General features: G+C 40.1%; 11 protein-coding genes. 7 read left to right on the top strand and 4 right to left on the bottom strand.

Features of this window, described 5'->3' with window-relative positions:
- Nucleotides 1-4: 4 nt before the first annotated feature.
- From ACLOAU_RS20760 to ACLOAU_RS20730, 7 genes are all read left to right on the top strand, one after another.
- A complete protein-coding gene (locus tag ACLOAU_RS20760; RefSeq protein ID WP_427863818.1) occupies nucleotides 5-1,405 on the top strand; it encodes a pectate lyase family protein in 1,401 nt (466 codons plus the stop codon).
- Between the two features lie 13 nt (nucleotides 1,406-1,418).
- Nucleotides 1,419-2,477 (top strand): glycoside hydrolase family protein, encoded by a 1,059-nt coding sequence (locus ACLOAU_RS20755; protein WP_427863817.1) that lies wholly within the window; start codon nucleotides 1,419-1,421, stop codon nucleotides 2,475-2,477.
- The gene (locus tag ACLOAU_RS20750) at nucleotides 2,474-6,130 is read left to right on the top strand and encodes a DUF4450 domain-containing protein (RefSeq protein WP_427863816.1); all 3,657 of its coding nucleotides are present in this window, start codon (nucleotides 2,474-2,476) and stop codon (nucleotides 6,128-6,130) included. The genes ACLOAU_RS20755 and ACLOAU_RS20750 overlap by 4 nt, the downstream gene beginning before the upstream one ends.
- 136 nt (nucleotides 6,131-6,266) lie before the next feature.
- Nucleotides 6,267-7,895, top strand: coding sequence for a glycoside hydrolase family 28 protein (locus ACLOAU_RS20745; RefSeq protein WP_427863815.1), 1,629 nt, complete (start codon nucleotides 6,267-6,269; stop codon nucleotides 7,893-7,895).
- 738 nt (nucleotides 7,896-8,633) lie between these two features.
- Entirely contained in the window at nucleotides 8,634-11,393 is a 2,760-nt protein-coding gene (locus tag ACLOAU_RS20740; protein WP_427863814.1) for a sensor histidine kinase, read from the top strand.
- Nucleotides 11,381-12,124 (top strand): LytR/AlgR family response regulator transcription factor, encoded by a 744-nt coding sequence (locus ACLOAU_RS20735; protein ID WP_427863813.1) that lies wholly within the window; start codon nucleotides 11,381-11,383, stop codon nucleotides 12,122-12,124. Before ACLOAU_RS20740 ends, ACLOAU_RS20735 begins: the two co-directional genes overlap by 13 nt.
- A 335-nt stretch (nucleotides 12,125-12,459) precedes the next feature.
- A complete protein-coding gene (locus ACLOAU_RS20730) occupies nucleotides 12,460-14,955 on the top strand; it encodes a sensor histidine kinase (RefSeq protein WP_427863812.1) in 2,496 nt (831 codons plus the stop codon).
- Here ACLOAU_RS20730 and ACLOAU_RS20725 read toward each other — a convergent pair.
- The 4 genes from ACLOAU_RS20725 to ACLOAU_RS20710 form a co-directional block, all read right to left on the bottom strand.
- Nucleotides 14,949-15,173: a hypothetical protein gene (locus tag ACLOAU_RS20725; RefSeq protein ID WP_427863811.1), complete on the bottom strand. Its 225-nt coding sequence runs from the start codon at nucleotides 15,171-15,173 to the stop codon at nucleotides 14,949-14,951. The genes ACLOAU_RS20730 and ACLOAU_RS20725 overlap by 7 nt on opposite strands.
- A 172-nt stretch (nucleotides 15,174-15,345) precedes the next feature.
- A complete protein-coding gene (locus ACLOAU_RS20720) occupies nucleotides 15,346-17,802 on the bottom strand; it encodes a DUF4982 domain-containing protein (protein ID WP_427863810.1) in 2,457 nt (818 codons plus the stop codon).
- Between the two features lie 272 nt (nucleotides 17,803-18,074).
- The gene (locus tag ACLOAU_RS20715) at nucleotides 18,075-18,971 is read right to left on the bottom strand and encodes a serine hydrolase (RefSeq protein WP_427863809.1); all 897 of its coding nucleotides are present in this window, start codon (nucleotides 18,969-18,971) and stop codon (nucleotides 18,075-18,077) included.
- A gap of 120 nt (nucleotides 18,972-19,091) precedes the next feature.
- Nucleotides 19,092-19,865, bottom strand: a complete 774-nt coding sequence (locus ACLOAU_RS20710) for a rhamnogalacturonan acetylesterase (protein WP_427863808.1) — start codon at nucleotides 19,863-19,865, stop codon at nucleotides 19,092-19,094.
- Between the last annotated feature and the right edge of the window lie 38 nt (nucleotides 19,866-19,903).

Genomic DNA, 19,903 nt, shown 5'->3' with positions numbered 1-19,903 from the left:
TGGCATGAAACTTTCGATTGTATTATTATCGGCTCATTTATTGCTGGGCATAGCAGGAAATACGAAGTCCCTTGAATCTTTAAACAACATTGACCCGGTAAAAGCATTTCCCGGCGCTGAAGGCTTTGGTCAATTCGCACAAGGCGCCAGGGGTTATCACACCCCATCCGTATATGTAGTTAGCAATTTAGATGACAATGGTCCCGGCTCTTTCAGAGATGCGGTAAGTAAACCGGGGAGGTTTGTTGTATTTGAAATAAGTGGCATCATTAAGCTGCAATCCAATATTACCGTAGCGCCTTATACTACTATTGCTGGTCAAACAGCCCCTGGTCAAGGTATTACCCTATATGGCAGAAAGGTCTCGTTTACAGGCGCCAATCATTCAATAATAAGATATATCAGGATCAGGCTGGGCGCTGATGCAGGAGCAACCCGCAATGACGACGCTTCTGGCATTGCAAACGGTAAGCATATCATTTTCGATCATGTGTCATTTTCATGGGGACAAGATGAAGTATTTTCTATCAACTGGGATCACAGAGGTTTTGAGCCAGATAGCATCACGCTTCAGCATTGTATTATAAGTCAGGGATTGAATGTCCATAATCATTCGGCAGGTGGATTGATTCAAACGATGAACGGGCATGTGAGCATTTTAAAAAGCTTATACGCCAGTAACAAAACGCGCAACCCTAAAGTAAAAGGCTACAACGAATTTGTGAACAATGTAGTGTACAACTGGGGCAACGCTGGGAATACATACGGGCACTCTGTTTCGGGCGATGGCTATATCATGGGAGGTTCGGCAGGTGTATCCAAAGTAAACATCATTAACAACTATTTTGTAGCCGGTCCTGCCACCCCACCCAGGGAATCTCCGCTATCAAGGGGAACCGGTACTTTCTATCTTTATGCGTCCGGCAACTACTATGATGATAATAAAGACGGAGTACTGAACGGGTCTTTATTGAGTGCTGACAACATGGGCTATCCGGGTCTGAGTGATTCCAATTTTGCCAAAAAGCCATTTCCTTATCCCTTCAGTACTAATAACACCAGTGCGAACGAAGCATTCAACAAGGTTATTCAGGAGGCCGGAGCTGTTCTTCCGCTTAGAGATGATGTCGATAATTCGATCATAAATGAAGTTCAATCTAAAGGTAAAAAAGGCACTCTGGTCTTTAAAGAAAGTGATCTGCGGTTGCCTAACGGCGGACTGGGTACTTTTAAAACAGGACAACCATTGAAGGATACGGATCAGGATGGCATACCGGATGAAATAGAAAAGAAAATGGGGTTGAATCCCAATAACGTTTCAGACGCCTTGCAGAAGAGTAAAACACATAAGGGCTATTACAATATTGAAGTATACATTAACGGGTTAGCTGCAACAAAGCTATAATAAAAAGATGCTAATGAAACGAAGAGCTTTCATACAACAAAGCAGTTTAATGGGAATGGGTTTCTTTATGTTGCCTCAGCCATTTCCTGATTGGGCTCCTCCTGTCAGTGACTTCGCAAAAAAGCTCAAGCCCGTGGGCCGCGCGCTGGAGCTGGAAGGTTATTACGTTTGGTGTAACACTCCCATCAAAGGCCCTGATGGTAAAATTCACGTGTTCTTTTCGAGATGGGATGCTAAAAAGAAAATGAGCGGCTGGATCAATGGCTGTGAAATAGCTCACGCAGTGGCCGACACACCTGAGTCAAAGTTCAACGTTACAGGAACCATATTGCAGCCAAGACCCGGTAACTGGGATGCCACTACCTGTCATAACCCGTTTATCACTTCGTTTAACGGCAAATACTACCTCTACTATATGGGGAACAGCAATGGCAAAACCAATACCAAGCGGGTTGGTCTGGCCATAGCCGATTCGTTATATGGTCCCTGGCAAAGAATGGACAGCCCTATATTACAACCAGGCGAAGCAGGCAGCTGGGACGATCATTGCACCACCAATCCATCTGTAATCCATCACAACCAGCAGTATCTTTTATATTATAAATCCTGGAACACGAAGGACTATGATTCAGCCAGCGGTCCTGTAAGAGGCAACCGGAAATATGGTTTGGCTATTGCCGATCAACCTGAAGGTCCGTTTAAAAAATACACCGGCAATCCGGTTATTGATTTTTCATCCAGAGGCAACAACGCACAGCTGGAAGATGCCTTTGTATGGTATGAAAAGAAGAAGTTTCATATGTTAGCCAGGGATATGGGATATTACAACCATCAATATGGTATTATTATGAATACCAGGGATGGTAAAAAATGGGGCAAGCCGGAAATTGCCTTTTATGAAGCAGATAAATATATCAATCAGCCGCCCCCTCCTTCCCACCTCTCGCGGTATGGCCGGTTTGAACGCCCTCAATTATTATTGGAGAACGGCAAGCCCACATATCTTTTTACGGCCAGCCAGGGCGGTCAGTTTATGACAGCCTCCTCTTTTATTTTTAAAATTGATTCATGAGTTTGAAACAACGATATAAGGTATCACTATTTACAGCGGTTTTGCTGACTTATGGTATCAGTACTCTTTCAGCGCAAACTACAACAGCATTATGGCATAACAAAGAAAGAACGCTTCACTATAAGCCCGAGGGTAAGGATTTTGTACTGCATAGCGGTACAAAAAAGTTTAACCGGGCGCTGTATGGTACCCATACCGGCTTCCGGGTGGAAACGGGCGACCTGCCCGAATTTGCAATGTACATGCCGGGAATGGGTGGTAACTGCAAGATCGGCTTTATTGTTAATGGCAAAAGCAAATGGGTTACTGAAGCCGCACACATCAAAACCGTATATAGACCAGGCTCAATGATCTACGAGATCAAAGATCCCTTGTTGATTAACGGCATCCTTACGATTACTGTATTAGCGCTGGCAGATGCTGACGGAATGATTATACAAACAAAATCTGCAAATACTCCAGCAGCATTATCGCTGGTGATCGCCTATGGCGGTGCAACAGGAAAAAAATTCAGTCGAGATGGCGACATAGGTGCCGATCCTGAATCATCTTTTTACCTGCAACCTGCCTATTGCAAGGACAACCAATACCAGCTTCAAAAAAATACTTTCCGCTTATATTACGGCTTCACCAAGCCATTAAGCGAAGATGAGCGTTATGAGATCCAATATGGCAAAAAGCAATTCGATACGGCAGCCAAAGACAAACCCAAGCTAATAAGTGGTCTCTTCCCGGAGCATGCTGTTTTAAGAATAGCAGATGCCAATCAGCAGGAAAACCCGGTTGTATTAACTGGCTCAAATGCCCAATCTAAAACACCATTGATAACCGCATCTGTAAAAGTATCATCCAATAGTATTTATTACTGGGTTATTGAAAGCCAGGATAAAAAAAGAAAATACAGTGAAACTGCGGCGTTATTTGCCCGGGCGGAAGCTGCCCGTAAAAAAATAGCCGACAGAGTAAAGCTGTATACACCTGATGATTATGTCAATCCATTAGGTAGTGCCTTAGCGATTGCTGCAGACGCCATATGGGAAGAGCCCAGCTATATGCATGGCGCTATTGCATGGCGGATGCGGCTTCCTGCCTGGCGTGGCGCCTATGCAGCCGATGCTTTAGGCTGGCATGACCGCGCCAGGATGCATTTTGACAGCTACCTAAAATCGCAGGTCACTCAAATTGCTCCCGGACCTGTAACACCCGACACCGCATTACACTTGGCAAGGCAACTGGAAAAAATGGGAACCGCCATGTTTAGCAATGGATATATCTGCCGCAATCCGAATGGAGATATACGTCCTCATCATTATGATATGAACCTGGTTTTTATGGACCAGCTGCTGACGCATTTGCAGTACACCGGCGATCTTAGTTATGTAAGGAAAATATGGCCTGCTTTACAACTGCACCTGCAATGGGAAAAAAGAAACTACGATGCCGACGGCGATGGTTTATATGATGCCTATGCCTGTATATGGGCCAGTGATGGCTTGCAGTATAGCGGCGGTGGCGTTACTCATTCTTCTGCCTACAATTACCGGTCTAATAAAATGGCGGCAAAACTAGCTCAGGTATTAAATGAAGATCCCACTCCTTATCAAAAAGAGGCGGACAAGATTTTAACAGCCATGAATCAAAAACTCTGGGCGAAAGATAAAGGTGTATTCGCGGAATACAAAGATCTGCAAGGGCTCCAGTTACTTCATACCACTCCCGGCCTATGGACCATTTATCATGCCATTGATGAAGGAACGGCCACACCTGCACAACAATTTCAAATGTTGCGCTATATCGATCAAACGATACCACATATTCCAGTCAGAGCGAAAGATCTTCCATTTAATAATATGTATTTATTGGCTACTACTAACTGGCAGCCTTATACCTGGAGCATCAACAATGTTGCGCTGGCCGAGAATCTTCATACTTCATTAGCCTACTGGCAATCTCACGAAAATGACAATGCATTTAACCTCTGGAAAAACAGCATCGTGGAAAGTATGTACCTCAGCTCCAGCCCGGGCGGATTTCAGCAACTTTCCTTTTATGATGCGGTAAGAGGTGAACTATACCGTGACTTCGCTGATCCGATAGGCGTTGCAGCCCGAACCCTTACGGAAGGTCTGTTCGGCATCGTTCCTGAGGCCTTGAATAATATCTTAAGAATACAACCAGGCTTCCCCTCCCATTGGAAATTCGCTGAACTCTCCCTGCCTAATATCTCTTTCAGTTTCAAAGAAGAAAGAAATATATCCGGTTACCGCATTAACCAATCTTATAACAAATTGATGCAGCTCCGGTTAAGGATACCAGCCCGTAAAGATCAAATCAAGAACGTTTGGGTAAATGGTAAAAAAGCTAACTATACCTGGATCAATGATGCGTTACATAACCCCGCTATAGAAATAATAGCAGAACCATCAGCATCTTACAATATTAAAGTAGAATGGGATGGCAACTTGATTGAGCGGTCCGTGTATAACTATAATTCGATTGAGGGAGCGCCATTAAAGCTCAATTACACAAAAGCTACGATACAATCTATTTCAGATGACGGGCAGGCTTTTAAGACAATTGATAAAAAAGATAAAACCGCAACGCTGACAGGTGCCTCAACCGGTAGCCATACTTTATGGATTTCCTTACAACAAGACCAGGCCAAATGGGTACAGCCCATCACTGTAAATGTAAATCCGGTAGTAGCAATACGATCCATCGCGTCCGGCTCCAATACACAGCTACAGATTATCAATAACAGCACGTCGAATAAAAAAGGACGCATATTGGTCAACGGCCATGCCGATGCTATCACTATTGGCACAGGTCAAACAATAACCTATGCCGTTAAAAAATCATCGCATGTTACAGGAACTAACAGAGTGATAATACATTGGGAAGATGGCTCAGACCATTTTTCGACATTTTTTGATTGGGAGGTCGATAACTCGGCAAGGTATGAAACAGTTAATATCGCAGGCATTTTAAACGATAACGTTGTCAACACCTTTAAGCATCAATACCTGTCGCCCCGTACAACCGGTACAACGCTACAAATTCCCTGGCAGGGAATCGGCAATTGGTGTTACCCGTTAATACAACCGGAGATCAGTGATGCCGGTATCAAGAATAAGGAACAGGTTAACCTGGGCCAGATTCCCTTTAAACTAGGCACTGATAAAAATATTGGGTATACTTCTCAATGGGATAATTTTCCAGAATCCATTAGTCTGCCTTTAAGTGGATCAGCTTCTCACGCCTATTTATTGATGGCCGGAACTACTAATCACCAGCAAAGTCAGATGGTAAATGGCATTATTTATATCCATTACACAGATGGTTCCAAAGATTCGCTGGAACTGATCAACCCGGTAAACTGGTGGCCCATAGAACAGGATTATATGAATGATGGATTTGCTTTTAAAAGCGGGCCTAAGCCCTATCGCCTGATATTCAAGACAGGAGAATTGACCAGAAACTTTGACAAGTATAGTTCTATCAAAGGCTTCACCAACATGGGCATTGAGGGTGGAGCAGGTACCGTTCTGGATATCCCGCTTGATCCGGAAAAAAAGTTAAGTTCCCTTACATTAAAAACACTAACCAATGAAGTTGTTATAGGCTTGATGAGCCTTACGCTTCAACGTCCCTGATAGTATGACCGGCGACAAAAAAAGAGACAAAAAGCATGAAATGTAGACATTAATTCCGGAAAGAATTGGACGTCAAAAATCAGGTAATAAAGTAAAATACATCCGTATCTTTCCAACCTTCGCCAAATAAAAAGATATGATTTCCGGTTTATACAGGATATTGAGTTTTGTTATTTTTATGCAATTTGCGGTAGCTGCAAATGCCGGTGCATATAAAGTGCAGGAGCGGAAGACCGACAGCATTCCTGTAAAGGAACAGGTAGGTGCGGCAGCTCTTCCGGCGGAAATAGCACCTGTTAATGCGCCCTTCAAAATGCCACAATTGAAGAAGCCAGTCTTTCCGGCGAGAAGCATCCTCATTACCGAAAACGGTGCTAAAGAAGACTCAAAAGTAACAGGTATCATTCAGCAAACCATTGATCAGCTCAATAAACAGGGCGGTGGAAAAGTAATTATTCCTAAAGGTAAGTGGCATACCGGCCGCCTTACTCTTTTAAGCAATATTAACCTGGAAATTGCCGAAGGCGCTGAATTGTATTTTAGCGGCGAAGTGGAAGACTACCGGCCGGCTGTATTTACAAGAAATGAGGGTATTGAAGTAATGTCGTTAGGCGCCTGTATTTATGCTAATGGCCAGCGCAATATAGCTATTACAGGAAAAGGAAAGTTGATTGGTCCTGCTAAAGGAGGTTCTGTACGTAAACAGATCATGACCAAAGATGTGATCGAAAATGTAGTAGCACACACAACTCCGGTAGCGCAACGTATATATGAAGGCCATAACGGGGACTTTATTTTCCCTCCAATGTTCATCTCTCCTATCAACTGCAACAATGTACTGATTGAAGGTATTTCATTAGAGAACACTGCATTCTGGAATGTTGCACCGGTTTATTGTGATAGCGTTATTATCCGGGGCATTACCGTTCATTCAGTAGGTATCCCCAGGGGTGATGGTATTGACATTGAATCATCAAGAAATGTGTTGATTGAATACTGTACCCTAAGTACAGGTGATGATGCGTTTACTATCAAGGCCGGGCGCGGTTACGACGGCTTGCGCGTGAACAGGCCTACTGAAAATGTGGTTGTAAGAAACGGACTGGTACTCGAAGGCCACGGCGGTATTACCTGTGGCAGCGAAACCGCTTCTATGATCCGCAATTTATACGTACATGATTGCGTATTTGAAAATGCCAGATCCGCGATACGTTTTAAAACGCGCCGGCCTCGCGGCGGTGGTGGCGAAAATCTTTTCTATGAAAGAATACGGATCAACGGCTCTCGTTATGCTTTTGAATGGGATATGCTGGGGAGTGCCACCCATGTTGGCACCGCGGCTTCACGCTACCCACCCAGGGACAAGGATGCGTTAACACCTGTGTTTAGAAGTATCAAGGCTGAAAATATTGTAATCGAAAAAACAACACAATTTATAAAAGCCACTGCCATACCAGAAAGTCCGCTGGAAAATATTCGTATTAACAAAATACAATCGAACACGGAGGACCTGATTGCTGCCGCGGATGTTCAAGGTTTAACGATCAGCAACAGTGTCCTTTCGGTTCAACAACCAGTAATAAATCTTTTAGACGCCAGGAATATTCTTTTTAACAAAGTAACCATTATCAGCCCGTCTAATACCGTACAACTTAAAGTCGAAGGTCCTTTATCCCGTCAAATCCGGTTCAAAAATAGTTCTCCATCCAGGCCAATAGGTTGGGCTAGTAACAGCTGGCAAAAAACCGCTTCAGCTACTAAATAAACAAATGGGAAATAATTATTGGTCTATATGCGACTTCCGGAAGAAAACTGAACCAAACTATTATCAATAGAAATCGTGTACTAAACACACAATAGAGTTTAATTTGCTTACTCTTTAGCAGGTTCGGGGCCTTTTAATTTTTAAAAAAAAGCCAGGTGAATAAACACCCGGCTGAAATTATAATGAAATCATATGACATTATACTTCCATTAAGTTTACAGCCGATTAAAAGTTAGCAACGGCCGGATATCGCTGTCATATATTAATAAATAATAAATATAAAACAGTTATGGTCATTTAACATTTAGCTAGTTCGAAACTGATTGTCAATAAAATATAAAAAGCAGTTAGTTTTGGCTCTACATATATTTATTTAGAATCTTTGCATTTTACTTTAACCAACCTTATTGCATAACCGTATAAATTTCTCATTTAATCCAGAATACAGTAAGTGGTTGCTCATATATTCCTAATAGAATCTTCTGCAAAATAGACGGTTTCTAAGAACTTATTACGTCAACTGTGTGAAACAAGCCTTTTATTTAGTGAAGTACCGGTTTTGACAGGTAAATACCGGTTTGTGCTGTTAAATAAAAACTATGTATTATATTGCTAGTTCACTTAACGGTGAAATTAAACATCTGATTACCATTGGCTAGTTTATGTTTGTCATATATGTGTAGGACACCTAAGTCATATTTCTTGTGTCTATTGATTTTTACAGTGGGTATATTGGGTATGCCTCTAAAAGTACCAGGCCAATGGTCTTTTAAACCTAATTACTATCAATATGATGCATCAGTACTGGGCACCAATACGGTTTACCGATTACTTGAAGATCCTTATGGCTTTATATGGATGGTGAGCGACAAGGGCATTCTTGTCTTTAATGGTAAAACTTATGAGACCATTAAAATACCAGGAACCGAACAGGAAATAGTAAACATTTATCGGTATAAAAATACTGTGTTTGCAGGCACCTACTCTGGAAAATTATTTGAAATAGATATGCTGACTTTAAAAGTTGAAGAAATACCCTTGCCGCAGTATATGAATAGACAAGCTCGCTATCTTTCCACTATTAATGTGATGGATGATAAACTATACCTAGCTAAAAATATGGGGCCCTTTGTCATACTCGATTTAAAGAAGAAAAAAACACCTACATTAATAAGCCATAGTAATTATCTTTTCAGGTATCTCTTATATGGAGATACATCGATACCTGACTTAAGATTTCATCCATACTGGATTAAAATCTTAGATTATAAAATTTTTGTAGAAAGTACGATTTATGATCTTCAAAATAGAGCTTTAAAAGTATTTTATACTGCAAGCAAAGACAGCCAGGAGTTAAAAACGGTATCTTCTTACTTAAAAGAGGGCAGCGATTTATATGTAGGTTTTTTACAATCGGGAGGATTGGTAAAATATAATAACTACAATGTCAAATCCTACCAAAATATAAGACAAACAATTTTGCCTGACGTTGAGGTTGGCGATATACTAAAAGACAGCAGGGGTAATATTTGGATATCAACATTACACAATGGAGTATTTGTCTTTTTAAGTGAGGTAGCGGAAGTTCAAAAGCTTTCTAGCAATTATACACTCTATAACAACGATATTTGGTACATAAAATATAAGAACAGGATACTAGACATTGGTTACAAAAAACAGCTGGTTGACCAACTCAAAGATGGCGCTTTTTATAAAAAATGGATAGGAGATACCACTACCATTTTTAACCCGGTCTTACTATTTCGTTCTTATAAAAACAAGTTCATGATTTTAGGAAGCGTTAGTAGCTATATGACCGGCGCCACCAACTTCGACAGGATAAGAAGCATATACAAAGATTTTTATACATATAATAATGAATTATATGGCACAATGAACGGAACCGCTGGGAAGTTCTTAGAAAATCTTAACTACAAGCCAATCCTGGCAGATACAAGCGAACTAAATTTTTATACAAGGTTTCCCTTACCTGATTCAACCTATGTGAAAGGTGGAGCAAACGGGCTGTTTATCAACGACAAACCAACCATTGTTAAAGACCGTGTTATCAAAGTAAGAAAATATAATAACGACATTCTTGCTTGTACAGATAATGGTTTATACATCAAACGAAAAGAAAAATATGTCCATATAACCCAAAAAGACGGTTTACCCGATAACCAATGTGTGCAAATAGAATATCCCGGAAATCGATACTACCAACTACTCACCAAGCAAGGCTTATCCTATATCGATACAGCAGACTGCAAAGTTGTTAATTCATTTAATGCTCAACTATTAGGTAGCGACGCTATTATTCATCATTTTGATGTTGAAAAAGACACCATTTGGTTAGCAACTAATAAAGGCATTTTCATCCTCGATGAGAAAGCTCTACTGATCAAAACCAAGAGTGATATTACTGCTTACCTATATCCGGAACAATTGACTGGGCGCTACCAAAAATACATGTACCAAAACTTCGAATTAAAATATAGCAAAGAGAAACTGGTAAAAATGCATGTTGAAATAATCAGCTTCTCACCTAAAGAATATTATATCGCTTATCAGGTTGCAAAGGAGAATAAAATTATAGCCGCCCCTGTACAGCTGGTTGATCGATCGTTCTTTGTAAATACACCTGAGCCTGGGACTTACACCATTAAACTACACATAGGAAGTGATAAAGATCATATTGATAAACAACTCACTTATTTATTGAAGATCAAGCCTCTCTGGTATCAGATTCTATGGATAAAAATTCTCCTGATCTTTATTTTAATTATTGCATTTGGGTTTATCGTCAGGATAGTGGCGCAGCAAATTATAAAAGAGAAAGAAAAAAGACTAAAAGAAAAATACGCGATGCTCCAGTTACAATCGCAGGCATTTTTTACTCAACTAAATCCACATTTTATTTTTAATGCATTAACCCCTTTACAATCTCATATTTTAAAAAATGAGAAAATGGAGTCGCTTGAATACCTGGATCGCTTCAGTAGCCTGATGCGGGACATCTTAAAAAACTCCGATAAAACGGAAACCAGTTTAAAAAAAGAGCTTGAGTTTATAACAAAATACATCAATATTCAACAAATACGTTTCACCCCGCCATTCATTTTCGAGCTTCATATTGCTCATGATATTAAACAAGACAATACATTTATACCAGCCATGTTATTGCAGCCTATTATTGAAAATGCAATTGAGCATGGTATCAAAAATAAAGGAGCCGAAGGCTTAATTTCAGTCCACATTCAAACAACTGTTACCAAAGGACAAGAATGCTTACAAATAGAAATAGCAGATAACGGCGTTGGAATGAAACACAATTTTCTGAAAGAAGGACATGCATTATACATTCTGCAAAAAAGAATACAAACCTTACAAAAACAAGCAGGTACAATAGCGTCCCTTACGCATCAACCGGGAAATAACGGGATGGGAACGATATTTACATTGTTATTATCTAAAACTAAAAATTTATGGATGCCATAATTATCGATGATGAAGTGACAGCGAGGGAAAGCCTGAAAGAGTTATTATCTATATTTTGCCCCGGAGTTCGTGTAACGCATATGGCGGAATCCTATAAAGTGGCGTTTGAACTACTGCAATCGATAACCCCAGAAATAATATTTCTTGACATACACCTGGGTAAAGAAACAGGTTTTGATCTGTTGAATGTGCTGGTAAACAAACCAACAGCTATCATTTTCGTAACAGCATCAGAGCAGCATTCTTTAAAAGCATTTGACTATGCCGCTACTGATTATTTACTGAAACCTGTTTCCGGGTTGCGATTGCAAAAAGCGGTAGAAAAAGTTGCCCTTAAAAACACCAGGTGGATCAAGTCTGAAATAGAAGATCTCAAGAACGCTATCGCGTCAGAAAAAAGAAATAATAAACGACTTTATATCAGCACGAGAACCGGAGCCGAAATTGTCAACTCAGATGACTTACTATATATACAGGCATTGGGTAATTATGTTAAACTTGTTTTACTGAACGGCTCTGAAATTGTCACCTCCAAATTATTAAAACAATTAGAAGATGATTTAGCGCAAGTAAAAACATTTCTTCGTATTCATAAATCATTTATAGCGAATCTTGCTCATATCAAGTCAATTGACCGAAGCAGTAAAGGCAGCGAAGTACTTTTTATTAATGGCCAATCTATTCCCTGCAGCTATTTTGATTTATTGAAAGAAAGACTCGAAATGATATAATGATTAGTATCCTGAAATCATACTTTCTAATATTATTCATTCTCACTGGATGTTTTTCTATTTGCACCTGCTCAAAAGTCCACGCGCAATGGCTTGTCGAGCCAAACTTTTATCATTATAACGCGTCTGTATTACCTACAAACACCATATACAGGCTGTTAGAAGATCCTTTTGGTTTTATTTGGTTAGTTAGCGATAAAGGCATTTTAATTTTCAACGGCAGAACCTATGAAACAATTAAAATACCGGGAAATGAACAAGAGATCGTAAATATTTGTAGATATGGAAATACAGTATATGCCAGCTCTTATGCAGGAAGACTGTATGCTATAGATATGATTACGCTATCGGTTAAGGATATAGCCCTCCCCAGTCACATTGCCAGCGAAGGAACGCCTTTTAAGATTATGAATATAGTTAATGATCAACTTTACCTTGCAAAATCGTTTACCGCCAGTTTTCTTATACTCGATATAAAGAAAAACCATCAGTCCGTACCACTAAAAGGCAGCATCAATTACCTGAAATATGTATCAAATGAAGACCAGTCATCACTTAGATTGTTGTTTACTAAACCATGGGGGAAAGCCCTAAATAATAAAATATTCACAAACAGCGAAATCTATGAAGTGCAGGATAAAAAGTTAAAAGTTTTTTATACCCCAGGACCAGATAATGTCGAACCTAAAATAGTATCCTCCTACCTGGAAGAAGGTGACAATTTATATGTAGGTTTTCTACAATCCGGAGGTCTGATAAAATACGCTAACTATAACAAAAGTTCAAGTACAAATATTCCGCAAAAAATATTACGCGATGTAGAAGTAGGAGATATTCTAAAAGATCGAAAGGGAAACATATGGGTATCTACAATGCATGATGGTGTTTTCGTCTTTTTGGAAGAAGGAAAAAAGATGCAGAAATTGTCAAAACTATACAATAGCTATTCCGATGACGTATGGTATATTAAGCATAAAAATAACATACTCGAATTAGGCTACAAACGATTAGTGGTTGATCAGATAAAAAATGGAAGGCTCTATAAAAGATGGACGGGCGACACGACGGTCCATTTTAATCCGGTAACTTTCTTTCGCAACTATCAAAATAAGGCTATCATATTTGGCAAATCGCAAAACTATACCACCTATGACAATTCAAAACATCCGGAAATAAAATTTTCCTACAAAGATTTTTATATAAGCAACAATGAGATATACGCAACAATAGCAGGAGGTCTGAGAAAGTTTTCTCGGAAACTTGACCCTATTACATTTACATCAAGTCAGGAAAAATTTAATACCATATTTATACTACCTGATTCGGTTTATGCAAAAGGTAGCGCCGCTGGGTTATATTTAAATAACTCACCGACTAAAATTAAAGACCGTGTTACCAAGGTAAGAGGATATAATAAAGATATCCTGGCATGTACAGATAAAGGTCTATACATAAAGCGCGGGGAAAAATATCTTTTCATAGATGAAACTAAAGGCCTTCCAGGTAACAAGTGTATCCAAATTGAATATTTTGGTGATAAATATTATAAATTATTAACCCAAAATGGATTAGCCTATATCGATACCGCTACCTGTAAAATTGCAGGAATATTCAATAGTCAGTCCTTAGGCGATGATGTTATCATTCATCACTTTGATGTGGAAAATGATTCTGTATGGCTGGCAACAAACAAAGGTATTTATGTTTTAGATGAACATCTTATTTTCAACAAAGCGCAAGAACCCATCACAGCCTACCTCTATCCCGATAAGCTAAATAATCGGAATACCAGGTACACGCAACAGATATATGAGACGAAATACGTTAATTCAAAACAAATAAAAATGTTGCTTGAATTACTTGATTTCTCGTCAAACAATTATTCAATTTCCTACCAGGTAGAAAAAGATGATATCTTAATTACTGAACGAAGTCAGGTGATTAACAATGCTTTTATAGTTAACACTCCAGACCCAGGTAACTATGCAATAACAGTATATATATCCGGCAAAAACAATTCTATTTCCAAAATATTGGCATATACTATTAAGATAAATCCCCTTTGGTATCAAACATTATGGGCCAGGTTATCCTTTGCAACAAGCTTAATCATCGTACTTTGGCTAACCATAAGATCAATAACCCGCTATGTTATCAGGGGCAAGGAAAAAAGATTGAAAGAAAAATATGCGACACTTCAATTGCAGTCCCAGGCTTTTTTTACGCAACTAAACCCGCATTTCATTTTCAATGCGCTTACTCCCTTGCAATCCCATATCTTAAAAAACGAAAAAATAGAATCGCTGGAATACCTGGATCGCTTTAGCAGCCTGATGCGCGACATCTTAAAGAATTCGGACAAAATGGAAACCAGCTTAAAAAAGGAAATAAATTTCATTAACGAATATATTGCGATTCAGCAAATACGCTTTTCGCCATCTTTTATTTTTGAGCTTACAGTTAGCGAAACTATTGATGTTGAAAATACTTCTATTCCTGCCATGATGCTACAACCTATCATTGAAAACGCCATTGAGCACGGGGTAAAAAATATGGGAGCAGCGGGAAAAATATCGGTAGAAATCGGCCAGGAAAGGATGAGGAATAAAGCGTGTATTCGAATACAAATAAGCGACAATGGTTCAGGCATCACCGGAAACATTCTGAAGGAGGGGCATGCTTTATATATATTGCAAAAACGCGTTCAAACCCTGCAAAAGAAAGATAACATAACGGCATCCCTGACCCACGGACCTGGCCCAGACGGCACCGGCACAACATTTAAACTAATATTACCCGAAACAAGCTCCTTATGGTCTACAGGTCAATAGCGCTCATTATTAACCTGATACTTCCTGATGCGGTTAGCCGCACGTTGCTGTTTAGAAGCTATCTTATTCTTCTCCTCAGAAGATAAATAGCCGTCATCTTTATATTTTTCTATAGTGTTATAAATAACCTGCTGTTCATCCATCAACTTGTTATATTCCTTGTGTGTTAATCTCTTCTTTTTATAAGCAGCTTTAATAGCTGCTTTCTGTTGTGTCATTGTTTTACTAAAATTTTGGGAATAGCCAACTACGGACCAGCATAGGGCAATTAAAATCAAGGGGGTTATTTTCCTGAACATAACGAAATGGGTTAATTGAAGTAATATAAAGTTCCTGCAGGACAAATATAGTCGTCTTTACATCCCCAACCGTTTTGATGGGGCTTCTTCTTTATAAGCTAACTGTTTTTAATGAAAGACGACCTTTCTTCAGATCCTTACCACTAACGTTCAACTCAATGGTTCCTTCTTTTTTTGACGCCTGCACCAGCACTACTAATTTGCCGCCGAAAGTCTTCATGGTTGGTAGATGAAAAGGCTCCAACGAGGTTGCATCGCCGTTACATACAGCTTTAAATACACCACTACCTTTTACAGCAAACTGAAGCGGCTGATCAGCAACAGGACAAAGATTCCCATCCTTATCAACAATCGAAACCGTTACAAAGCTGATATCCTGTCCATCGGCGACAATAGTATCTCTATCAGCCTCCAATTTTAAATGGTGCGGCTTGCCGGCAGTAACCATTACCTGCTCCGCTGCAGGCTTGCCGTCTTTTCCAAATGCTATTACTTTAATAGAACCCGGCTCATACTTAACGTCGTTCCACATTAAGCGATAGCGGTTCTGCGGTGTTGCATTGTGTTTTTTCTGAATGCCCATGCTCTTACCATTTACAAACAGCTCGGCGCTATCGTAGCTGGTATACACAAACACAGGTGTCACTTCGCCTTCCCTGCCTTTTTCCAACCGGGTCTTCGCAGACCAGTTCCAGTGCGGCAGTATATGTAAAGTGGGTGATTGCGTATTCCACCTGCTTCGGTATAGGTAATAACGATCCTTGGGCAAGCCAGCCAGATCATTAATACCAAAATAAGAACTACGGGAAGGCCATTTATTATCATAAGGTGTAGGTTCTCCTAGATAATCAAATCCTGTCCATACAAACTCTCCAATCACCCAGGGCTTGTCATCCTGCATTACAAAATCATCATCCGGCAGGTTTGACCAACTACAGTATTCCAGGTCATAGGAAGATGATTGATGATCATCATATTGCTGCTGGGCAGCCTTTATAACCGGGAACTTATACACCCCGCGCGAACTCACTGTAGATGCTGTTTCCGAACCCAATAAGAAACCCTGGGGAAAGGTTTTATAGGCCTCTTCATATAATTTAAGCCGGTAATTTAAACCAGGGATATCCAGCACTGCGCCAAATCCATATTTCGTAGCATTCTGCACCTGGTCCATACCTACTGTTACCGGCCGCGTCGGATCTTCCCTGTGAAAAATATCCTGTATGCGTTTAGCTCTTTTAGCACCTTCAAATCCCCATTGGTCAGGCACCTCGTTACCGGCGCTCCACATAACTATACTTGGATGATTACGTGTTGCATGTACGAGATTTACTACATCCTTTTCCATGTCGCTTTCAAAATAAAGATTATAGCCGTTTTTTACCTTCGGCCGCGCCCATTCATCAAAACTCTCCGCCAGGAACATAAAGCCCATTTCATCGCAAAGTTCCAGCTGTTCGAGCGACGGCATATTATGCGAACTGCGTATTGCATCACAACCCATCTCTTTTAATATTTGTAACTGACGCCGGAGTGCAGCTTTATTTACAGCTGTACCCAAAGGCCCCAGGTCGTGATGGAGACATACTCCTTTGAATTTCCGCGTCACTCCGTTTAACTGAAAACCTTTGTCAGCAGTATAACTAATAGTTCTTATTCCAAAGCCGGTACTCACCTCATCTTTTAATTCATTACCTACATATAGGCGCGATACAGCCTTATAAAGCCTTGGCGTTTCAGGACTCCATAAACGCGGTCGTGCAACCGCAATATCCTGTTCAAACTCATTGCCAAATATTCTCCTGGCAGTATCCTTACCTACCAGTTTACCACCATCATCAATAATATCTGTAACCAGAAAACTGTTGGCAGCTGAAACACGTGTTTTAATTTTCACCTTCGCTTCATCAGTAGTCACCAATGGTGTTGTAATATAAGTTCCCCATTGATCAATACTTTCCTTGTTTTTCACAATAACAGAAACCTTTCTATATAAGCCGGCTCCGGGATACCAGCGTGAAGATTCACCTTTATTGGTCAGGTGAACAGAAAGTAAGTTTTTATGCCCAACGCTTACCTGGTTGGATATATCAAAATAAAAATAGCTATAGCCGTAATTCCATTCACCAGCCTTAGTTCCATTAACATACACCTGCGGTTCACTCATAGCGCCTTCAAATAGCAGGATTACCTTTTTACCGGTATTAAAATCGGGCAACTCAAATTCCTTCCTATACCAGCCTTCGCCTATATATGGCAATGAGCCGGTACGGCCTGTTTTTTCGGTGGGTACTTTTTCACCGTTCTGTTCTATGGCTACTACCTGCTTGTCAATTTCTTTATCAAAAGGTCCATATATGGCCCAATCATGCGGCACTGAAACGGTTTGCCAGCTTTGATCATTAAATGAGATACTATGAGCATTCTCAGCTTTTAACCGGGAGAATTTCCATCCCTCCGAAAGCACTTGTACAGTTCTTACCTGTCCATTACCTGTTAAAATCGCCATACAAAATAAAGCCAGCAACAGGGCTCTTATACACTTCATAAACACCGTCAATTAATATTTAAAGGTTGTTCTAAAACATTGAGAAATTAAGTTTCATTAAGTTCTATTTCATATGATCTGGTAATACTAGCATTGCTGCAATCCTTAATTATCTTAATACCTTAGTGGTTTCTCTCTCTTCGGTTCTATTTTAAAAAACGTTAAGAAATTAAGGTCCGTTAAGTTCGATTTTATATAATCTGATAATACTAATATTGCTGCAATTCCTAATTATCTTAATCTCCTAATGGTTTCTACTGCTAATGTTTCCCTCAATCGATTACCGGATAACTTTTAAACGCGTGTTTAGGCTCGTAGTGGTTCCAGATTAAAGCAGCTATCTTTCTTGTAAGCACTTCCGCCTCGTTAGAATTTGTCCAGCTTTGATCCTGATTATTTTTGGTAAGCACACAAAAAACGATATCCCCGCCAGGCGCGTTAACCAATACTACTTCGCCACGGGCTTCATTAACTGATCCGGTTTTGGAGATCGTATTTACCGTGGAAGGAAATTGGGCCAGGGACCTTCCATTATAGAACTGGTTTTTAAGATACCGGTACATTTTATCAGAATAGCGGGCATCAATTACTTTCCCCTCCCGGATCAATTGAAATAAAGTAGCCATTTCCAGGGGCGTAGTTTGCCCCCAGCCATACTTTTTCCATATCTCAAGGCGCCCATCAGTACGGGAATTAACTTTTGTATTTTTCAGCCCCAGACTATCCATGATCTTGTTAATAGCCACACCTCCCCCACTTAGCTGCTGTAGCCAGATCGAAGTGATATTATCGCTATAAGTTAGCATCAGTGAGATCATGGTAGACAGATCCGTCCTGGCACTATCCTTATAAAACTGCATCAGTCCCGAACCACCATAAAGACGGGAGGTATCGTAAATAAACTCCTGCGATAGCTTCAACTCACCGCTTGCTATTTTATTAAAAACACCTGCCAATATGGGTACTTTTACAATGCTGGCTGTTGGGAACACAGTATCAGCTTTAATTGCCACTATCCTGTTTTTTTTCAGGTGATGCACGTAAACGCCTATATCTCCTTTAAAACCTGCTATTTCATTTCTGATCGAAGCGTCCAGCTTTTTGTCCACCTTCTGCCCTATCGCTACAGAAAAAACAGAGACAAATGTGAGTAAGAAAATCATTCTCATAATATAGCTATTGAAGTTCAATCAAAGATAGCTTTGAAAATTTAAGAGAACAACAGATGTTTATTATGTCCGTTTCTATTACATGCCTACTTCGAGGATTGAACCCAAGTGATTATTCAGCTATTTCAGGTAGTTATGAAGATCACTACCCTTTAAAGCCTTAATACCCTCAACAACTTTGGCGGCATTTAACATCGAACCTTCTTTATTGGGATGTGTATGATCCTTGGGAAAAAACCTGGCAACAGCTTCCGGTCCCATTGCATCATAAGCATCAGCAATCAGCGCATTCAAATCGATAAACAAAGCTCCTTCATCCATTGCTACCTGCTTAGCCCAAAGACCGTAATCCTGGTCACCACGTTTAGCTTTGCCATCCTTAAAACTATTCCTGGGAACAGGTGAACATACGATTGGGATTGCACCTTTCTCCCTGGCCTCCCGAATGTAGCGACGCATATAATGCCCGTAGGTATAAACAGTTTCATTTACCTTCCTTATAGGGTTATAAATATCTTTACTTTCCCTGCCAATGCCTTTAATAGTCCCCCTGGCTCTCGAAGTATCATCCAAAGGACCCGCATCATTATGCCCGAATTGCATGATCACATAGTCGCCTTTTTTTAAAGTTTTTAAAATAGCATCCCACCGGCCTTCTGTAATAAAAGTGCGGCTGCTCCGGCCCCCAATTGCCCTGTTCTCTATACTAAGCCTGCCGGTATCAAAATATTGATCAACTAAACTCCCCCACCCCCAAAGCGCATCAGCTCCTTTACCGCTGCCGTTCTTAACGGTCGAATCACCAATAATATACAACACGGGCTTCTCTTTAAATACCATAAAAGACATGCAGGTTAAGGAAGAGAGCAGCAGCAGGTAAAAAACTTTTTTCATTTCAAATATTTATATTATAAATTTTAGTGATGGCACTA

Origin of the sequence: Paraniabella aurantiaca (assembly GCF_050309965.1) — a bacterium.
Taxonomy (GTDB): domain Bacteria; phylum Bacteroidota; class Bacteroidia; order Chitinophagales; family Chitinophagaceae; genus Niabella.
This window is presented reverse-complemented; position numbering and strand designations above follow the sequence as displayed.

What these genes read in the sequence shown, in the direction of transcription:
- ACLOAU_RS20710 (WP_427863808.1), bottom strand. Translation starts at nt 19,865, where the DNA reads ATGAAAAAAGTTTTTTACCTGCTGCTGCTCTCTTCCTTAACCTGCATG.
- ACLOAU_RS20720 (WP_427863810.1), bottom strand. Translation starts at nt 17,802, where the DNA reads ATGAAGTGTATAAGAGCCCTGTTGCTGGCTTTATTTTGTATGGCGATT.
- ACLOAU_RS20715 (WP_427863809.1), bottom strand. Translation starts at nt 18,971, where the DNA reads ATGAGAATGATTTTCTTACTCACATTTGTCTCTGTTTTTTCTGTAGCG.
- ACLOAU_RS20760 (WP_427863818.1), top strand. Translation starts at nt 5, where the DNA reads ATGAAACTTTCGATTGTATTATTATCGGCTCATTTATTGCTGGGCATA.
- ACLOAU_RS20755 (WP_427863817.1), top strand. Translation starts at nt 1,419, where the DNA reads ATGAAACGAAGAGCTTTCATACAACAAAGCAGTTTAATGGGAATGGGT.
- ACLOAU_RS20735 (WP_427863813.1), top strand. Translation starts at nt 11,381, where the DNA reads ATGGATGCCATAATTATCGATGATGAAGTGACAGCGAGGGAAAGCCTG.
- ACLOAU_RS20730 (WP_427863812.1), top strand. Translation starts at nt 12,460, where the DNA reads ATGATTACGCTATCGGTTAAGGATATAGCCCTCCCCAGTCACATTGCC.
- ACLOAU_RS20725 (WP_427863811.1), bottom strand. Translation starts at nt 15,173, where the DNA reads ATGACACAACAGAAAGCAGCTATTAAAGCTGCTTATAAAAAGAAGAGA.
- ACLOAU_RS20750 (WP_427863816.1), top strand. Translation starts at nt 2,474, where the DNA reads ATGAGTTTGAAACAACGATATAAGGTATCACTATTTACAGCGGTTTTG.
- ACLOAU_RS20740 (WP_427863814.1), top strand. Translation starts at nt 8,634, where the DNA reads ATGCCTCTAAAAGTACCAGGCCAATGGTCTTTTAAACCTAATTACTAT.
- ACLOAU_RS20745 (WP_427863815.1), top strand. Translation starts at nt 6,267, where the DNA reads ATGATTTCCGGTTTATACAGGATATTGAGTTTTGTTATTTTTATGCAA.